The organism is Flavobacterium kochi (genome assembly GCF_048286715.1).
Lineage (GTDB): Bacteria > Bacteroidota > Bacteroidia > Flavobacteriales > Flavobacteriaceae > Flavobacterium.
The window spans coordinates 177003-196064 of sequence record NZ_JBLVPW010000003.1 but is presented as its reverse complement, the minus strand read 5'-3'; the positions used below and the strand labels follow the sequence as shown (position 1 = coordinate 196064).

The following is a 19062-nucleotide window of genomic DNA, read 5'->3' as shown; positions in this document are numbered from 1 at the left end:
CAAAACAAATCTTACACCACAAACTTCCACGGCAAATGCACCACTTTCTTAGTTTCAAAGAATTCGTCTTCAAAAAAGTCCGCTAAATTATATTCTTTGGCTTTTGGAAAATCTTTTAATTCTTCGGTTAAATCCCCTCCTTTTAGATAAAGAATGCCATTTTTCAATTCGTGTTTATTATTTTTCTTGATTTTGGTTTTCACCCAAGAAACAAAATCCGGCATATTAGTGACAGCACGACTCACAATAAAATCAAAATCACCTTTTACATTCTCGGCGCGAAGTTGTTCTGCTTTTACGTTTTTCAGTTCTAATGCTTCGACCACCGCCTGAACCACTTTTATTTTTTTGGCAATAATATCGATCAAAAAGAACCGCGTTTCCGGAAAAAGAATCGCCAATGGAATTCCAGGAAATCCACCACCAGTTCCAACATCCAGAACATAAGTTCCCGGTTCAAATTTTATAATTTTCGCAATTCCCAACGAATGTAAAATATGTTTGGTATATAAAGCATCAATATCTTTTCTCGAAATGACATTTATTTTTTCATTCCAGTCGTGGTATAGCAAATCCAATTTTTCAAATTGTTCTTTTTGAATATCGGTTAAATAAGGAAAATACTTAAGAATCTCGTCCATGCTCTAATTTTTTAACAAAAGTACTATTTTTAGATTGTAAATATTTAACTCAATTTTGCATATTGAAAATTTATAATAATTATCTTTGGGGATTATTATAAAATTATATGAACAAGACCGCTCCTACATTTGCAAAGCAAGACAATCTGAAGTTTTTCAGAACGCTTAACTCGCGGGTAAACAATTACTTCAAAGAAAACGATATTCAAAAAACAGGAAATTGGAAACTTTATTTGAAAACGATAATTCTGTTTACAGTTTTTCTTGCGCCGTATTTTTTGATACTGACCCTGGATATGCCTTTTTGGGCCCATGTGTTATTAACTATCGTTATGGGAATAGGCATGGCCGGAGTGGGAATGAATGTAATGCACGATGGGAATCACGGCTCCTATTCTAATAAAAATTGGGTAAATAAATTCATGGGAGGAACCATTTATGTTCTTGCAGGAAATGTATATAACTGGCAAGTGCAGCACAATGTTTTACACCATACGTATACCAATATTCCAGGTCATGATGAAGATTTAGATGCGGGACGCGTCATTCGTTTTACAAAAGAAGCAAAATGGTATAATTTTCACCGTTTTCAACAATATTATTCTGTTTTTTTATATGGGTTATTAACTTTCAACTGGGCCATAACTACTGATTTTAAACAAATGAGAAGTTACTTAAAAAGAAAATTATCCTATGGTGAAGCTAAAAGCCCAAAAATACTCTGGACCACTTTAATCATTACAAAAGTAATTTATGTTTCCATTTGGATTGTATTACCTATTCTTATAGGAATTACGTGGTGGAAAGTACTTATTGGCTTTTTTGTAATGCATTATACCGCAGGATTAATATTAAGTGTTGTTTTTCAATTGGCACATGTTGTGGAAGAAACCACTAATCCATCTCCAAATGAATTGGGTGAAATGGATAATACCTGGGCGATTCACCAATTGTTTACCACAACCAATTTCGCACCAAAAAACAAAATTGTAAACTGGTACACCGGAGGATTAAACCATCAAATAGAACACCATATTTTCCCAAATATTAGTCATGTACATTACGGTAAAATTGCAAAAATTGTAAAAGAAACTGCTCAAGAATGCAACTTACCTTATTACGAATATAAAACAATGCGAAGTGCTGTTATCGCTCATTTCAAACATTTAAAAGAGTTGGGAATGAAACCGGAACTTATCTAATCGCATTAGAGCACTGTGGTGCATCACTCTAAAACTAAAAAACTAATTACAATTAACTAAAAAATGAATCCACTTTCAGACAGAATTAACAATCTAGCTACATCACAAACACTAGCAATGGCTGCTTTGGCCAGAGAATTAAAAGCACAAGGAAAAGATATTATCAGCTTAAGTTTAGGCGAACCTGATTTCAATACGCCGGACTTCATTAAAGAAGCTGCAAAAAAAGCGATCGACGAAAACTACAGTACTTATTCTCCAGTTGAAGGATATGCTGATTTAAAAGAAGCAATCTGTAGAAAATTTAAAAGAGACAATAATCTAGAGTACAAACCCTCTCAAATTGTAGTTTCGACCGGAGCAAAACAATCCTTATACAATATTGCGCAAGTAATGTTAAACGATGGTGACGAAGTGATTTTACCAGCACCGTATTGGGTTTCCTATTTCGAAATTGTAAAACTATCCGGTGGAGTTCCTGTAGAAGTTCCAACTTCTGTAGATACTGATTTCAAAATCACACCAGAACAATTAGAGGCAGCGATCACGCCAAAAACAAAAATGATGTGGTTCAGTTCTCCTTGTAATCCAAGTGGATCTGTGTACAATAGAGAAGAATTAACTGCATTAGCAAAAGTATTAGAGAAATATCCAAACGTTTATGTTGTTGCCGATGAAATCTATGAGCACATCAATTTCTCAGGAACTTTTTGTAGCATCGCTTCAATCCCGGGAATGCTGGAAAGAACGATTACCGTAAATGGAGTAGCAAAAGCTTTCGCCATGACAGGTTGGAGAATTGGATACATTGGAGCTCCTGAATTCATTGCAAAAGCATGTACTAAAATTCAAGGTCAAGTGACAAGCGGCGCCAACAGTATCGCACAACGTGCTACCATTACTGCTGTAGATGCTGATCCAAGCGTTTTAAAACACATGGTTGATGCTTTCCATAGCCGTAGAGATTTAGTGGTTGCATTATTGAAAGACATTCCTGGAATCAAAATTAATGTCCCAGAAGGTGCTTTTTATGTATTTCCAGACGTTTCTTCTTTCTTCGGAAAAACATTGAAAGGAACTTTCATCAAAGACGCTAACGATTTTTCTATGTACCTTTTGGGCGAAGCTAATGTAGCAACTGTAACAGGTGATGCATTTGGAAACCCGGACTGTATCCGTTTCTCTTACGCGACAAGTGAAGATCTATTGAAAGAAGCGTTACGCAGAATAAAAGAAGCGGTATCATTGACCGAAGTTCCTGCATAAAACAAAAACACTTCAAGTTTTTTTAATATAACGTTTAAGGTTCAAAGTAATAAAACTTTGAACTTTAAACGTTTTTATTTTAGGGTCGGGTTATGCTGAAAAAGAGGATCAGACTTGCTGTTGCAAATGGAATCACCGAACTTCCTTAAAAACAAAAGCGTAGTGAAGCACCCTTTTTTTCTCGTTAAAAAAACGAGACAAAAAAGGGTTTTCACTGCTATTCTTCACGCAAAAAAAACACTATTTTTGCTTACCATTTAAATCGGTTTTATACGATTCAGCAACTTGAAACTTCAAAAAAATGAAAATACTGCTTCTCGGCTCAGGCGAATTAGGAAAAGAATTTGTAATCGCAGCACAACGCATCGGGCAAAAAGTGATTGCAGTTGACAGTTACGAAAATGCTCCTGCAATGCAAGTTGCCCATGATTTTGAAGTAATCAATATGCTTGACGGTGAAGCACTCGACCAAATTGTTGCCAAACACCAACCCGATTTGATCGTTCCTGAAATAGAAGCCATTCGTACTGAACGTTTTTATGACTATGAAAAACAAGGAATCACTGTAGTTCCATCTGCGAAGGCGGCAAACTTCACCATGAACAGAAAAGCAATTCGTGATTTGGCTTCCAAAGAATTAGGATTAAAAACCGCCGATTATCGATACGCTACAACCGCTGAAGAATTACAAAAAGGTGTTGAAGCGGTGGGAATGCCTTGTGTCGTAAAACCATTAATGTCTTCGTCTGGAAAAGGGCAATCCACCATAAAAAACGAGGCTGATATCGAGAAGGCATGGAATTATGCCGTGGAAGGCTCCCGTGGTGATGTCGTTGAAGTTATTGTGGAAGCCTTTGTAAAATTCAATTCGGAAATCACATTATTGACCGTTGTTCAAAATAACAATCCTACTTTGTTTTGCGCGCCAATAGGCCACAGACAAGAACGAGGCGATTACCAGGAAAGCTGGCAACCCGCCAGAATTGCTGACAAAGATTTATATGAAGCACAGGACATGGCCGAGAAAGTAACCGAAGCTTTAGGCGGTGCGGGACTTTTTGGCGTGGAATTTTTCCTTGCCGATGACGGCGTTTATTTTTCTGAATTATCGCCAAGGCCACATGATACCGGAATGGTAACTCTGGCCGGAACACAGAACTTCAATGAATTCGAATTGCATTTACGAGCTATCCTAAGTTTGCCCATCTTCGAAATCACATTAGAAAAAGCCGGAGCCAGCGCCGTGATTTTAGCATTGGAAAACTCAACAAATCCAACGTATTCGGGAATTTCAACTATCGCAGCGCTGCCAAAAACTGATTTCAGAATCTTTGGAAAACCGTCTTCTCGTCCCTATAGAAGAATGGGTGTGGCTTTAGTAAATGATGCTTTAGAAACTCCAATTGAAGCAATAGTGGAAAAAGCAAAAAAAGCAGCTGGCTTAGTGACTGTACATGCCTAATTACTTTTTAAAAACACGAAAAACTGTAGGGGTCATTCCGGTATGTTTTTTGAATAACCGCGTAAAATAGGAATAATCATCGAATCCTAATTCAGTTGCAATTTCATTGATCGTCATTTTTTTGTCCATTAGCATCCGTTTGGCCTCAAGAATAATTCTTTCAGTAATCACTTCGGTCGTCGTCTTTTTCAGGATTTCATTGCATATCCTGTTCAGATGTTTTAAAGTAATATGGAGTTGGGATGCATAGAAAGAAGGCGTTTTTTCTGTTTTAAATTTTTTTTCTAGTAACACTTCAAAACTTTTAATTTTCACATTATACGAATGCGCTTCATGGAGATTCGTTTCACTATATTTTCTGGCAATTTCGATATGTATAATGTCTAGCAAATTCAGTATTTTATCCCGCTTCAACATTTTATTTTCTTTGGTTTCTGCAATCATACCATTAAAATAAGGCAAAATCATTTTCGTTTCGGTTATATCAAATACCATTTCCGGTTTATTATTCACCGACGAATAAAAAGGATAGTCACCGATGGTTTTTTGTCCAAAATAGAGATTATACATTTCCTGTGAATAGAAAATCACAAACCCTTCCACATCATCCGATAAATCCCAATGGTGCATTTGCCCGGGCTGCAAAAAAAACATACTTCCCGGCTGAATCGCAAATACATCAAAATCTATTTCATGTGTTCCCGAGCCTTTGGTAAAAAAAACCAAAACATAAGAATTATGCCGATGCGGATCCTCAACAAAACTATGGTCAATTAAGTGATTTTTGAATGTATTAACATATAAATCGCTATTCAAAGAATTGCAGTTAAACCGCTGAATGTTATAAATAGGATATTTTTTCATGACTACCTAATGTCTTTATTGTGCTATAATTAGCGAATATAGAAAATATCCTTGACGTGGATAAGAAATACCTTTGATAAAAATAATAAAAATGTCACACGCTATTACTCACATTCTAAATAATGACTGCCCTCATTGTCTTGAAGGCAAGGTATTTAAAGAAAAAAACATTTTTTTCAATATTGGATTCCCCAAAATGAATCCGTATTGTTCGCACTGTCAATTTAAATTTGAAAAGGAGCCTGGCTATTTCTTTGGTGCCATGTATGTCAATTACGGTCTGACAGTGGCTCAAGGAATTGCCACCTATGTTATTGCCCAATTTTTCTTTAAAGAAACTTTTGATTTAAGAATCATTCCTATTATTGCTGTTGTTATTGTTACCATGGCTTCTTTTAATATCCGTTTTTCCAGATTATTATGGATTTATATGTTTAAAAATTATTCTTTATAAGAAAAATAGCTTCTCCTTGGGGAACTGCAGATACAAATTGCATTGGCAACATACAAGGAAACAGCCCCCTTAGAGACGAAAGCGAGACGACTGGCAATGAAAAAATATAAAAGACCAGCTCCCAAAAGTCATTCCAATAAATCCTAAAAAAGTAGTATTTTTGTAGCTTAATTTAAATGTTTCCGCAACATTGCAGAACTTTACACTTTAAACAAAAATATATGAAAGCATACGTATTTCCGGGTCAGGGTGCACAATTCACAGGAATGGGCAAAGACCTATATGAGAACTCCACATTAGCAAAGGAATTATTCGAGAAAGCCAATGAAATTTTAGGTTTCCGCATCACAGACATTATGTTTGAAGGCACGGCCGAAGAATTAAAAGAAACCAAAGTTACACAACCTGCGGTTTTCTTGCATTCGGTAATTTTGGCAAAAACGTTAGGTGAAGATTTCAAACCGGAAATGGTAGCGGGACACTCATTGGGCGAATTTTCAGCATTAGTGGTAAACGGTGCATTGTCTTTTGAAGACGGATTGCGGTTGGTTTCACAACGTGCTTTGGCGATGCAAAAAGCCTGCGAAATAAAACCTTCCACTATGGCAGCTGTTTTAGGATTAGCTGATAACATCGTAGAAGAAGTTTGTGCTTCGATTGATGGAATTGTAGTTGCTGCCAATTACAACTGTCCTGGACAACTAGTGATTTCTGGGGAAACATCAGCAGTGGAAAAAGCCTGCGAAGCGATGAAAACGGCAGGTGCAAAACGCGCTTTATTGCTGCCTGTTGGTGGTGCTTTTCACTCGCCAATGATGGAACCAGCAAGAGAAGAATTAGCTGCTGCCATTGAAGCGACAACTTTCTCGACTCCGATCTGTCCAGTATATCAAAATGTAACGGCTACTGCAGTTTCAGATCCAGCAGAAATAAAGAAAAACCTAATTATACAATTGACGGCTCCGGTAAGATGGACACAGTCTGTACAGCAAATGATAAAAGACGGAGCAACTTCATTTACTGAGGTGGGTCCAGGAAAAGTACTGACCGGATTGATTGGAAAAATTGATAGAGAAGCAGTTACGGCTACTGCATAGTTTAAAGTAATCATCCGTTGTAGTACTATTCGATTTTAAAAATAGCATCCTCATAAATGAAAGTTTATGAGGATTTTTTTATCTTTATAGGATGCATTCCATTTATTAATTTTTAAAATGAAAAAAATGAAAAAAGCACTTTTAGGATTAGCATTTGTTGCAACTTTATTAGCTTCCTGTAAAACAGAAACAAAAGATGAAGTAAAAGAGGCTGCTGAAGCTGTTGGAAATGAAGTGGAAGAGGCTATAGATACGGCAGCTGTAAAGGTTGACGCTGCAGTTGATTCTACCAAGGTTAAAGCGGGAGAAACTCTCGAAAAAGGGGCTGACAAAATGAATCAAGCTGCTGAAAAATTGAAAGAATCAGCAAAAAAATAATCCCAAAAAAGGCTGTCGTTGTGCGACAGCCTTTCTTTTATTTTCTGATTTTTTGTTCCCATTTCCAGGCACTTGCAATTGCTTCTTCCAGCGCAAACTGAGCTTGCCAGCCTAAGACAGTATTGGCTTTATCCGTATTGGCATAAGCAGAAGTAATATCGCCTTCTCTACGCGCTACAATTTTGTATGGTAATTTTTTACCGCTTACTTTTTCGAATGCATGAATGACTTCTAAAACGGAACTTCCGGTTCCGGTTCCCAGATTAAAGGTTTCTACTTTTGCTGTATTCTTCTTATTTAACAATCGTTGCAAAGCAATAACGTGGGCTTTCGCCAAATCAACTACGTGAATATAATCGCGAATACAAGTACCGTCAGGAGTAGGATAATCATCGCCATAAACTGACAATTCTTTTCGTAAACCAAAACCGGTCTGAGTAATAAAAGGGACTAAATTTTGCGGCACCCCTATAGGCAACTCACCAATTTCAGCCGATGGATGCGCTCCAATTGGGTTGAAGTAACGCAATAAAATTGCATTGATATTGGTTACTTTAGCAGTATCAGTGATGATTTCCTCCCCTATTTGTTTGGTATTCCCATAAGGAGACATGGCAGTCTGAACAGAGGCATCTTCAGTAATTGGCATCTTTTCAGCTTGTCCATAAACCGTACAGGAAGAACTGAAAATAAAATTAGCCTCTGGTTTTTGTTGCAATTCCTGCAAAATGTAGACTAATGTATTGATGTTGTTTTCATAATACAACAATGGATTTTCGACACTTTCACCAACCGCTTTTGAAGCGGCAAAATGTATGACTCCTGAAATATCATTATGTCTTTTGAAAAAATCCTGCACTTTTTCTTTTTCACGCAAGTCGAGCTTTTCGAAAGCAGGAACTTTTCCGGTAATATTCTGAATCCCATCTAGCACATCCAATGATGTATTCGATAAATTATCGATAATTAGCACTTCAAAACCCTGATTCTGTAATTCAACAACAGTATGAGAACCAATAAAACCTAAACCTCCTGTTACTAGTATTTTCATAATTATTTTTTATCGTTTGCAGGCAACTTAAAAGCCTGTCTGGCAATTAGCAACCATTGTTTTTTTTGCTTTTGCCAAACAAGCATTATTCCAATTTTTATGTCCTTGTCAACTCCGCTATCTCCGGTATGCGCTACAAGTGTATGTCTTACTATAGCAACATCTCCAACAATGGCAATGGTTTGATTTTGAAATTCGGCGGTAACAAAATCGGATTCACCGCTAACAATTTTCGCTATAAATACGGATTGATTTTCGAGATGCCCATCAGAATGTCCGTAACTTAAATCTCCAGACGTTACTGCTTTAAGTTTATATGCATCAGCATCAATCATCGCTTGACGCAAAGTATCGACACGAGCAGCAACAATCGTTTCTTCCCTAGCATTGGAACTGTTTTGAGCTAAACCTGAAAATTGAAATAAAACAACAATAATAGTTGCAAAAAAATATTTCATCGCTATTTACTTTAAAAATTCTAAGACGCTATCGGTAATAAACTTGATTTGTTCGTCATCCAGTTCAGTATGCATTGGTAAGGAAAGCACTTCTTTAACTAACTGATTGGTTACTGGAAAATCTTCTTCTTTGTAACGCGAATCCTTATATGCCTTTTGCGAATGCAATGGAATTGGATAATAAATCGCGCAAGGAATACCTTTATCTAATAAATGTTGCATTAAACCATTCCGATCAGCATCAATAACACGTAAGGTGTATTGATGAAAAACGTGAGAGTCACCGATATCACCAATACTTGGCGCAATTATATTTTTATGTCCTTCAAAAGCAGCCGAATATTTTCTGGCCGCATCTTGTCTTGCCTTACTATATTGATCCAATAAAGGTAATTTAGCATTCAAAACCGCAGCCTGAATACTGTCCAAACGAGAATTTACTCCAACCACATCGTGATGATAGCGCTCGTACATTCCGTGATTTACAATTCCGCGAAGTTGGTGAGCCAATGCATCGTCATCGGTAAAAATAGCACCGCCATCTCCGTAACACCCGAGATTTTTGGAAGGAAAAAATGAAGTCGCTCCTACGTGTCCAATAGTTCCCGCTTTCTTTTTGGTTCCGTCCAAAAATTTACAGTTGGCTCCAATGGCTTGAGCATTATCTTCGATAACGAATAAATTATGTTCCTTGGCAATAGCCATAATTGCTTCCATATTGGCGGCACGACCAAACAAATGTACAGGCACAATCGCTTTGGTTCTTGGCGTAATTGCTTTTTTAATTCCTTCGATAGAAATATTCATATTATACATATCGACATCGACTAAAACAGGCGTTAATTGCAGTAAAGCAATTACTTCCACTGTCGCTGCAAAAGTAAAATCGGCTGTGATTACCTCATCGCCAGGCTTTAAATCCAATCCCATCATGGCAATTTGCAGTGCGTCAGTTCCATTTGCACATGGAATTACATGCTTTACGCCTAAATATTCTTCTAAAGATTTTTGAAATTGATGAACTTGAGGTCCGTTGATATAGGAATTTGTATCTAAAACTTCCTGAATCGAGACATTTACAACGTCTTTTATTTTATCATATTGACTTTTTAAGTCAACCATTTGGATTTTTTTCATTGAAATTTTTGTTTAAAGTTCGAAAGTTTAAGGTTTCTGGAAACAACAAACACTTTCTTAAAACGAAGAACAAAAATAGTTATTTAATGATTTTAAACCAATGAAATTAATATAAAGAAAAACGTATTTTAGCCACAAAATTTCAATGATGCTTTTTCTCTATAATCTTATTGTTCGAATTGCCGGTTTTTTATTAAAAATCACGGCGCTTTTCAGTCTAAAAATCAAACTTTTTGTTGAAGGCCGGAAAGTTGTTTTTCCTGTTTTAGAACAAAAAATAAAACCTTCCGATAAAACAATTTGGTTTCACGCTGCCTCATTAGGTGAATACGAGCAAGGCTTGCCTGTTATTGAAAAAACAAAAGAAAAATTTCCGCTGCATAAAATTGTGGTTACCTTTTTCTCCCCTTCGGGCTACGAAGTTCGCAAAAACAATACCGTTGCTGATGTCACAGTTTATTTACCTTTGGACACTAAAAAAAATGCACAGGAATTTTTGAGACTGGTTCACCCAGATTTAGTATTTTTCATCAAATATGAATACTGGCTGAATTATTTAAGTGAACTTAAAAAACAAAATACTCCAACTTATTTAATTTCTGGTATCCTAAGAAAGAACCAAATGTTCTTTAAATGGTATGGCGGCTTCTACAGAAAAGCGCTGGACTCCTTCACTTATTTTTTTGTTCAAAATGAAAACTCCAAAAAATTATTACTGCAATTGGACAAAACCAATGTAGCAGTTTCCGGAGATACCCGTTTTGACAGAGTTGCTGCAATTTTAGAAAAAGACAACACTTTGGATTTCATTGCCAATTTTAAAAACAAAACTTTAACCATTGTGGTGGGCAGTTCTTGGCCAAAAGACGAAAACTTATTAGTTGATTTTATAAATTCCAATAATTACAACGTAAAATTCATAATTGCGCCACATAATATAAAAGAAGAACAGATTCAGCAATTAAAAAACAGCATCACTAAGAAAACCATTCTTTTTTCTGAAAAGGAAAATGCAGCTCTTGCCGAATATGATGTCCTGATCATTAACACCATTGGTATTCTGACAAAAATATACAGTTATGCCGACATTGCTTATGTTGGCGGTGGTTTTGGAAATCCTGGCGTGCATAACATCCTTGAGCCTGCGACTTTTGGCGTTCCGATAGTGATCGGACAAAACTACTCCCATTTTGACGAAGCAATCGCTTTAGTGAATCTAGAAGGCTGCATTGCTGTTTCCAATAAAAAAGAACTGGATGCTACTTTCACAAACTTAATCCTAAACGAGATAGAACGTCAGGAAAGAGGACATATTTGCAGCACTTTTGTGCAAATGAACAAAGGCGCCACAAATGTGATTATGAATACCATTTCAAATTTTGAAACGCATTAAGATCTGAATACTGGTTTAACAAAAAAATCCATTGAATCAAAAGATTTTCTTTTAGACAAACTATCCATCATTAAGGGAGTGCTTCACAACTTACTGCAGGAAGCATTACTACGCATCGAAAATGGATTATAAAAGTTTGTAAGAGTATCATTCATTAAATTAGTCCTACTTTATTTCACTCCATTCGCCTTCTGGCATAATAGTTGTTGTAAATGAGGATGTTGGAAAAAAGCATTATTTTTTAAAAAAAAAATAAAAAAATATTTTACATATTAAAAAATTTATATCTTTGCCACGAATTAATAATTAACCTTTTATAATAAAGTAAGATGAAAAAAGTATTTTTAAGTTTAGCTGTTGTTGCTGTTTTAACTGTTGTATCATGTAAAAAAGCTGACGCTCCTGCTGATGACGCTGCTGTAGTTGATTCTGCTGCTGTTGTTGTTGACTCTGCTGCTGCTGTAGTTGATTCTGCTGCTGTAGTTGTTGATTCTGCTGCTGCTGTAGCTACTGATGCTGCTGCAACTGCAACTGAAGCTGCTAAAACTGCAACTGAAGCTGCAAAAAAATAATTAGAACTCAAATTCTAAAAATTTTAAAGCCATCCGCCTAGCGAGATGGCTTTTTTAATTATTTACAATAGTGTTCTTTTTTAAGAAACCTAAGTATAAGCATAAAAAGAGAGCATTGGTAGTCTTACCAATGCTCTCTTTTTATATAAATTTCATATAAATATTTTTTTTTAGATCTTAATCTAAAAAAACAAAATCATTCTCTGAAAAATCTAATGTTTCGGACTTTGAGCCATAGAGCACAATTTCATTTATTCCTTTTTGAAGACGCAACGAAGTGGTATATTTTCTGCTTGTTGCAAAATGATTGCCTTTCAACATCAATTTAAAATAATACTTCCCACTAGAGGATTTAAACTTTAAAAAATCAGCGGACGCAATATCTTCTTTAAACTTTTCAATATCTTCTTCGCACTCAAATTTAAGTTCATAGCTCAAACTGGTAAAAATAATCTTCCCCTTCCTAGAAGTGAAAACAAATTTATACTCATCGCTATTTCTTTTACTAATCACAAAAGCCCCCATAACACCCCTTTAAATACACTAAATCACTAAAACCAAAGATTAACGCCACAAATATATTTTCTCGCTCTAGCGGCACTAAAATCGCTACAATTGCGGCTATCTAGATCGACATCCTAAAATTAAAATGGATTTGTTATAAAATAAAAAAAGCTCCAAACATAGTTTGAAGCTTTTTTAGTACTCAGAGCGGGACTTGAACCCGCACGAACATTGCTGTTCACTGGATTTTAAGTCCAGCGTGTCTACCAATTTCACCATCCGAGCGTTATGTGGTGTTGGAGCGAAAAACGGGGCTCGAACCCGCGACCTCGACCTTGGCAAGGTCGCGCTCTACCAACTGAGCTATTTTCGCATTTTCAATTCTTAGAAAGAACCGCGATACTTGTTCTGTATTGCGGATGCAAATTTAGGACATTTATTGAATTAAACAAGCCTTTTTTACAAAAAAATCACAGATAAAAGTTAACTTTCTGATAACGTAAACTTTAAACCAAAAAAAATTATTTTCGAGTCAGCATTCTTTTAATCTCGTTAAGTTTCATCAGTGCTTCCATAGGTGTAATAGTATTTATATCTAAACTAATGATTTCTTCTTTGATTTCTTCTAACAAAGGATCATCCAAATTAAAGAAGCTCATTTGCATTTCGTCTTTTGTCGGTTTAATTCCGTTCAGCGCATCGCTGGAATGATTCTTCTCTAATTTTTTCAAAAGCTTCTGTGCCTTCAAAATTACGATCTGAGGCATTCCTGCCATTTTAGCCACATGTATTCCAAAACTATGTGCACTTCCTCCTTTCACTAATTTCCGAATAAAAAGCACGGTATCTTTCAATTCCTTGACCGCAACATTATAATTCTGAATTCTAGGTAATGACTCACTCATTTCATTCAATTCATGATAATGCGTTGCAAACAATGTTTTCGGTTTTGAAGGATGTTCGTGTAAAAACTCCGCAATTGCCCACGCAATAGAAATCCCGTCATACGTACTGGTTCCTCTTCCTATTTCGTCCAAGAGTACCAAACTACGATCAGAAATATTATTCAAGATAGAAGCCGTTTCATTCATTTCCACCATAAAGGTAGATTCCCCCATCGAAATATTATCACTTGCCCCTACTCTGGTGAATATTTTATCGACAATTCCCATTCTCACACTGTCTGCCGGAACAAAACTTCCCATTTGAGACAAGAGTACAATCAAAGCAGTTTGACGTAAAATAGCTGATTTCCCCGACATATTGGGCCCTGTAATCATGATTAACTGTTGTGTTTCCCTATCCAAGAAAACGTCATTGGCAATATAAGGCATTCCAACCGGCAATTGCTTTTCGATAACAGGATGTCTTCCGTTTTTAATATCCAGCTCAAATGTTTCGTCCAGTTCAGGGCAAACGTATTTATTTTCGATAGCCAATTGAGTGAAAGAACACAAACAATCTAACTGCGCAACCAAATTCGCATTCATTTGAACCGGCTTGATATAAGTGGCAATCCAGCTGACTAATTGCTCGAATAGCGCTGCTTCTATTTTATGAATTTTTTCTTCTGCACCGAGGATTTTGGTTTCGTATTCTTTTAATTCCTCCGTAATATATCGTTCTGCATTAACCAAAGTCTGCTTTCGAATCCATTCCGTTGGAACTTTGTCCTTATGCAAATTTCTAACTTCAATGTAATATCCAAAAACATTATTAAAGGAAATTTTCAAAGATGAAATTCCGGTCAATTGCGATTCCCGTTTTTCAATTCCTTCCAAGAATTCTTTACCGGAAGTTGATATTGCCCGCAAATCATCTAATTCCGCATCGATTCCTTTGGCAATAGCATTTCCTTTGGCAATAGCCACAGGAGCATCTTGATTTAAAACAGTTTTAATTTTTTCACGCAGTAATTCGCAACTGTGCAAACTGTCGCCAATTACTTTTACCGCTTCTTGCGGACTTTCTAATGCCAGCGTTTTTATTGGAATAATAGCATCCAATGATTCCTTTAAATAAACCACTTCACGAGGCGATACTTTTCCTGCGGCAATTTTCGAAATCAAACGTTCTAAATCTGAAATTTGTTTGATTTGCTTTTGAATATCTTTCAAAACCTCTTGATTCTCTTTCAAATAAGAAACCACTTGGTGTCGGCTTTTTATTTTAGCAGCTTCTTTCAAAGGAAGTGCCAACCAACGTTTTAATAATCGCCCACCCATTGGCGAAAGCGTTTTATCAATAACATCGAGAAGTGTAACCGCATTGGGATTATAACTATGATACAATTCAAGATTTCGAATTGTAAACCGGTCCATCCAAACATAAGCATCTTCGGAAATACGGTGAATTGCTGTGATATGTTGAACGCGATTATGCTGCGTCTCGGACAAATAATACAAAATAGCTCCAGAAGCAATAATCCCTTCTTTCAATTCTTCAATTCCAAAACCTTTTAATGAAACCGTTTGAAAATGCTTGGTTAAGGTTTCGAATGCATAATCTTCTTTATAAAGCCAGTCTTCCAGGTAAAAACTATGATAATCATCCCCGAAAATTTCCCGAAAATCATTTTTATTATTTTTTGGAATTAAAACTTCGCTTGGATTGAAATTCTGCAATAACTTATCAATGTATTCCGCATTTCCCTGAGCAGTTAAAAACTCCCCGGTTGAAACATCCAAAAACGAAATTCCTATTACTTTATTAGCAAAGAAAACAGACGCCAAAAAGTTGTTAGTTTTAGAGTGCAAAACCTCGTCATTCATAGAAACACCAGGAGTTACAAGTTCCGTAACGCCTCGCTTTACTATAGTTTTGGTCATTTTTGGATCTTCCAGCTGATCACAAATAGCGACACGAAGTCCCGCTTTGACAAGCTTTGGCAAATACGTATTCAAAGAATGATGCGGAAAACCCGCAAGAGCCGTTTCAGTCTCAGAACCCGCTCCTCGCTTGGTCAATACAATACCTAAAATTTTTGAAGCCCTTACCGCATCCTCCCCAAAAGTTTCATAAAAATCTCCTACCCGAAACAACAAACACGCATCCGGATATTTCCTTTTTATCTCGTTGTATTGCTTCATTAATGGCGTTTCCTTAACCGTTTTCTCTTTAGATGCCAAGTTATTTTATATTTAATAAATGAAAAAAAAATGTGTCAGCGAATTTAAATATTTTATAGCGAATAAGTAACACTTCAAAAATTTAATTTTTTTTAAGGAAAAATTAAGCCGTTGGCATGATTTTTTCTTTAAATTTGTTTACTAATTAAAAAATCAAAGAAAATGAAGAAAATAGTTACTCTAGCGATGCTAGTAGTTTTAGGAGTTACCGCTTCTAACGCACAAGAAACATCAAAGGTTACAAAAAAAATAAAAACTGTGACTACCACTACTAAAGTTTCAACTCCAAAAGTAGACGGTGCAGGAATGGTATTTATAACTGAAGTAATTGATTATGGAACAATTGCACACAATGCAGATGGAAAACGTGAGTTTGTTTTCACTAATAATGGCAACAAACCATTAATTATTACAAATACTCAAGGTTCATGCGGATGTACTGTTCCTACTACTCCAAAAGAGCCAATTGCTCCTGGTGCAAAAGGTATTATTGGTGTTAAATATGCTACTGACAGAATCGGTGCATTTACAAAAACAGTAACTGTAACTTCAAATGCTGCAGGACAACCAACTAAAGTTCTAACTATAAAAGGAACTGTTTTAGGAGATGATGCAAAAAGCTAAATTCTAAATTAATTTATAATAAAAAAGCTTCCCTAATTTCGGAAGCTTTTTTATTGAAATAAAGCCAAAAAAATATGAGAAAACTGGAAAACAGCGAACTCGAAAGAAAAACTATCGAAGCTTTTAAAGAATCAGATAAAACACCACTCATTTTAGTGTTAGACGACATTAGAAGCTTACATAATATTGGTTCTGTATTCAGGACTGCAGATGCTTTTTTGATAGAAAAAATATACTTGTGCGGCATAACGGCAACACCTCCAAACAAAGAAATCCATAAAACAGCACTTGGCGCTACCGAAACCGTGACTTGGGAACATAACGATAGCGTTCTTGAAGTTATTGAAAAATTAAAAAAGGAAAATATTATTACACTTGCCATCGAACAAGTAGAAAGTGCCGTTTTTCTTCAGAATTTTAAAGTTGAAAAAGAAAAAAAATATGCTTTAATTTTCGGAAATGAAGTGTACGGCGTTTCTCAGGAAGCGGTCGCAGTGTGTGATGGATGTATCGAAATTCCACAATTAGGAACTAAACATTCCTTAAACATCTCCGTAAGTGCCGGCATAGTAGTTTGGGATTTGTTTCAAAAATTAAATTGGCCAAAATAATTTTTTTTTGAATACGAAATAGTAATACTTTTACAAAATGAGATGTAGTCATTTTTTTAAAGGCCTGGTATTGTTACTATTCTGTTCGAAAGCTACTTTTGCCAATACCTGTAATTTCTCTACCAAAAAGGATCGTTTAATCAAAACCAATTGTATTAAAAGTCCATTACTTAAAAATTCGAGAAAAACCTCAATTGCTATAGACCCTCCTAAGATCAAAGCGGAGGGAAACCAAACCTACTGCCCACAAACCCATGTCAAAATTGCGACCAGCGTAACAATAACGAATAACCCCGCCGAAACCGGTACCAATGCAGTTTACATTCAAATTTCAGCAGGTTATGTTTATGGACAAGACGAACTTAAGCTAACCGGCTCTCATCCTAACATTATACCAGCTTGGAATTCTTCGGAAGGAAAACTAACACTATCAAGTGCAACAGCTAGTCTGGTTCCGTACAGTGATTTTGAAGCCGCAATAAAAGATATTGAATTTTACAATTCATCTCCTTCACCATCAGGAATTAGAAATTTTTCTATCAGTTTAGGCACAGGCCAAGCGAATTATTTACCCCGAAATGGTCATTTCTACGAATATGTACCCTATTTAGGCATCACTTGGTCAGCGGCAAAAGCAGCGGCAGAAGCGAAAACATATTATGGTTTGCAGGGATATTTAGCCACAATTACAGCTGACGACGAAGCGCAATTAGCAGGCAAACAAGCACCTGGTGCTGGTTGGATTGGTGGCAGCGATGCTGAAACAGAGGGGGTATGGAAATGGGTGACCGGACCTGTGGAGGAAAGAGTTATATTTTGGAATGGACTCGCCAATGGTTCTAGCCCCAACAATTTTGCTTTTTGGAATACAAATGAGCCTAATAATTCAGGCGAGGAAGATTATGCGCACATTACCGCTCCTGGCGTTGGAACTCCTGGCTCCTGGAATGATTTGCCCGATGCTGGCAGACCAAGCGGTTCTTATCAGCCGAAAGGATATATTGTGGAATATGGAGGCATGCCGGGCGAACTTCCTCTTGAAATTTCAGCAAGCACAACCATCACAATACCTATAATAAGCAGCACCACACCAGCCTCAAGATGTGGCTCAGGACCAGTTACGCTACAAGCAACCGCTGCTAACGGAACTGTAAATTGGTATGACGGTGCAGGAAATCCTGTAGGCACTGGAAACAATTACACAACCCCTACATTATCAGCAACAACTACTTATTATGTTGACACGGGTTGCTCTACAGCAAAAACATCAATTATAGCAACAATAAACACCATTCCCGCCATTATATCAACCAACACACCAGTATCAAGATGTGGCGCAGGATCAGTAACGCTGCAGGCAACTCCAGACGTTGGAATTATAAATTGGTATTCCAGTTCAACCGGAACAAACATTGAAGCAACAGGGACAAATTTTACAACCCCTACTATTACTCAAAATACCATTTATTATGCTGAGGCGGTTAACAACGGTTGTGTTTCCGCGAATAGAACTCCTGTGGACATTATCATTTATACCCCACCAGCAGTAACAGATCAAGAACTGACGCTATGTAAGTTGAGTACCATAACGCTGGACGCTTCCCTTTCTGGGATGACTTATTTATGGTCAACAGGAGAAGAAACTCAGACAATTTCCGTGGCTACACCGGGAACCTATACAGTAGCGATAACAAGTCCAACATCAGGAAACTGTACCAACACAAAAAAAATCACGGTTGTTGAACATGCTACTCCCGAAATAGATCGTGTTGATGTCAATGAAACTACTGTTGTCATTTATTTAAAAAATGCTGAGGATTATTTCGAATACTCCGTTGACGGAATCAATTACCAAAGTTCAAATGTGTTTTTCAATGTCCCAAGCGGACTGCAAACTGCCTATGTGAGAGAATTAAATTACTGCAGTTACGATACGAAAAACTTTATTGTATTGATTGTCCCTAAGTTTTTCACACCAAATAACGACAGCTATAATGATCTTTGGGAAGTAGAAGGATTAATCAATTACCCAGAAGCCCAAGTGACTGTATTTGACCGATATGGAAAGCTGATTATCCAACTCGGCGCATCGAAACAAACTTGGGACGGAACCTTAAATAAAAATTTACTGCCGGCATCCGATTATTGGTATGTCTTAAAAATCGACAATACAAAACCTGAAATAAGAGGCCATTTTTCGCTAAAAAGATAATGGGGTAT

At 36.5% G+C, this 19062-nt stretch carries 18 protein-coding genes and 2 tRNA genes; 11 read left to right on the top strand and 9 right to left on the bottom strand.

Annotation, left to right across the window (positions count from 1 at the left end; all coding sequences use genetic code 11):
* Positions 1-11 precede the first annotated feature (11 nt).
* Positions 12-641 (bottom strand): 16S rRNA (guanine(527)-N(7))-methyltransferase RsmG, encoded by a 630-nt coding sequence (gene rsmG, locus ACNQGH_RS04450; protein WP_417954776.1) that lies wholly within the window; start codon positions 639-641, stop codon positions 12-14.
* 107 nt (positions 642-748) lie between these two features.
* On the opposite strand from rsmG, the gene ACNQGH_RS04445 reads away from it, so the two are divergent.
* The 3 genes from ACNQGH_RS04445 to purT all read left to right on the top strand — a co-directional run bounded on the left by ACNQGH_RS04445 (position 749) and on the right by purT (position 4571).
* Positions 749-1843 carry a fatty acid desaturase family protein gene (locus ACNQGH_RS04445; RefSeq protein ID WP_417954775.1) on the top strand — a complete coding sequence of 365 codons (1095 nt, stop codon included), beginning with the start codon at positions 749-751 and terminating at the stop codon, positions 1841-1843.
* A 63-nt stretch (positions 1844-1906) separates the two neighbouring features.
* On the top strand, positions 1907-3109 hold the full coding sequence (locus tag ACNQGH_RS04440) for a pyridoxal phosphate-dependent aminotransferase (RefSeq protein WP_417954774.1): 1203 nt from the start codon (positions 1907-1909) through the stop codon (positions 3107-3109).
* 301 nt (positions 3110-3410) lie between these two features.
* Positions 3411-4571 carry a formate-dependent phosphoribosylglycinamide formyltransferase gene (gene purT / locus ACNQGH_RS04435; protein ID WP_417954773.1) on the top strand — a complete coding sequence of 387 codons (1161 nt, stop codon included), beginning with the start codon at positions 3411-3413 and terminating at the stop codon, positions 4569-4571.
* Here purT and ACNQGH_RS04430 read toward each other — a convergent pair whose 3' ends face one another.
* A complete protein-coding gene (locus ACNQGH_RS04430; protein ID WP_417954772.1) occupies positions 4572-5435 on the bottom strand; it encodes an AraC family transcriptional regulator in 864 nt (287 codons plus the stop codon).
* A gap of 91 nt (positions 5436-5526) precedes the next feature.
* On the opposite strand from ACNQGH_RS04430, the gene ACNQGH_RS04425 reads away from it, so the two are divergent.
* The 3 genes from ACNQGH_RS04425 to ACNQGH_RS04415 all read left to right on the top strand — a co-directional run bounded on the left by ACNQGH_RS04425 (position 5527) and on the right by ACNQGH_RS04415 (position 7364).
* The gene (locus ACNQGH_RS04425) at positions 5527-5889 is read left to right on the top strand and encodes a structural protein (protein ID WP_417954771.1); all 363 of its coding nucleotides are present in this window, start codon (positions 5527-5529) and stop codon (positions 5887-5889) included.
* Between the two features lie 221 nt (positions 5890-6110).
* Entirely contained in the window at positions 6111-6986 is an 876-nt protein-coding gene (gene fabD, locus ACNQGH_RS04420; RefSeq protein WP_417954770.1) for an ACP S-malonyltransferase, read from the top strand.
* 126 nt (positions 6987-7112) lie between these two features.
* The gene (locus tag ACNQGH_RS04415; RefSeq protein WP_417954769.1) at positions 7113-7364 is read left to right on the top strand and encodes a hypothetical protein; all 252 of its coding nucleotides are present in this window, start codon (positions 7113-7115) and stop codon (positions 7362-7364) included.
* A 37-nt stretch (positions 7365-7401) separates the two neighbouring features.
* Here ACNQGH_RS04415 and galE read toward each other — a convergent pair whose 3' ends face one another.
* Genes galE through ACNQGH_RS04400 form a run of 3 tightly spaced genes read right to left on the bottom strand, consistent with a single transcriptional unit; the run spans position 7402 to position 10010 of the window.
* Positions 7402-8415, bottom strand: coding sequence for a UDP-glucose 4-epimerase GalE (gene galE, locus ACNQGH_RS04410; protein ID WP_417954768.1), 1014 nt, complete (start codon positions 8413-8415; stop codon positions 7402-7404).
* 2 nt (positions 8416-8417) lie between these two features.
* A complete protein-coding gene (locus ACNQGH_RS04405) occupies positions 8418-8873 on the bottom strand; it encodes a nuclear transport factor 2 family protein (RefSeq protein ID WP_417954767.1) in 456 nt (151 codons plus the stop codon).
* A 6-nt stretch (positions 8874-8879) separates the two neighbouring features.
* On the bottom strand, positions 8880-10010 hold the full coding sequence (locus tag ACNQGH_RS04400; RefSeq protein ID WP_417954766.1) for a DegT/DnrJ/EryC1/StrS family aminotransferase: 1131 nt from the start codon (positions 10008-10010) through the stop codon (positions 8880-8882).
* 148 nt (positions 10011-10158) lie between these two features.
* Here ACNQGH_RS04400 and ACNQGH_RS04395 point away from each other — a divergent pair, with 148 nt between their 5' ends.
* Positions 10159-11403 carry a 3-deoxy-D-manno-octulosonic acid transferase gene (locus ACNQGH_RS04395; protein WP_417954842.1) on the top strand — a complete coding sequence of 415 codons (1245 nt, stop codon included), beginning with the start codon at positions 10159-10161 and terminating at the stop codon, positions 11401-11403.
* Between the two features lie 329 nt (positions 11404-11732).
* Positions 11733-11975 carry a PG1828 family lipoprotein gene (locus tag ACNQGH_RS04390; protein ID WP_417954765.1) on the top strand — a complete coding sequence of 81 codons (243 nt, stop codon included), beginning with the start codon at positions 11733-11735 and terminating at the stop codon, positions 11973-11975.
* Positions 11976-12152: 177 nt separating this feature from the next.
* On the opposite strand, the gene ACNQGH_RS04385 is transcribed toward ACNQGH_RS04390, so the two are convergent.
* The 4 genes from ACNQGH_RS04385 to mutS form a co-directional block, all read right to left on the bottom strand.
* Positions 12153-12500 carry a DUF1508 domain-containing protein gene (locus ACNQGH_RS04385; protein WP_417954764.1) on the bottom strand — a complete coding sequence of 116 codons (348 nt, stop codon included), beginning with the start codon at positions 12498-12500 and terminating at the stop codon, positions 12153-12155.
* 178 nt (positions 12501-12678) lie between these two features.
* A tRNA-Leu gene (locus ACNQGH_RS04380) sits at positions 12679-12764 on the bottom strand.
* A 12-nt stretch (positions 12765-12776) separates the two neighbouring features.
* Positions 12777-12852: transfer RNA gene (locus ACNQGH_RS04375), tRNA-Gly, on the bottom strand.
* A gap of 148 nt (positions 12853-13000) precedes the next feature.
* Entirely contained in the window at positions 13001-15607 is a 2607-nt protein-coding gene (gene mutS, locus ACNQGH_RS04370) for a DNA mismatch repair protein MutS (protein ID WP_417954763.1), read from the bottom strand.
* 162 nt (positions 15608-15769) lie between these two features.
* On the opposite strand from mutS, the gene ACNQGH_RS04365 reads away from it, so the two are divergent.
* From ACNQGH_RS04365 to ACNQGH_RS04355, 3 genes are all read left to right on the top strand, one after another.
* Positions 15770-16231: a DUF1573 domain-containing protein gene (locus tag ACNQGH_RS04365; RefSeq protein WP_417954762.1), complete on the top strand. Its 462-nt coding sequence runs from the start codon at positions 15770-15772 to the stop codon at positions 16229-16231.
* 74 nt (positions 16232-16305) lie between these two features.
* Positions 16306-16842, top strand: a complete 537-nt coding sequence (locus ACNQGH_RS04360) for an RNA methyltransferase (protein ID WP_417954761.1) — start codon at positions 16306-16308, stop codon at positions 16840-16842.
* Between the two features lie 37 nt (positions 16843-16879).
* A complete protein-coding gene (locus tag ACNQGH_RS04355) occupies positions 16880-19054 on the top strand; it encodes a T9SS type B sorting domain-containing protein (RefSeq protein WP_417954760.1) in 2175 nt (724 codons plus the stop codon).
* The last annotated feature ends 8 nt before the right edge of the window (positions 19055-19062 follow it).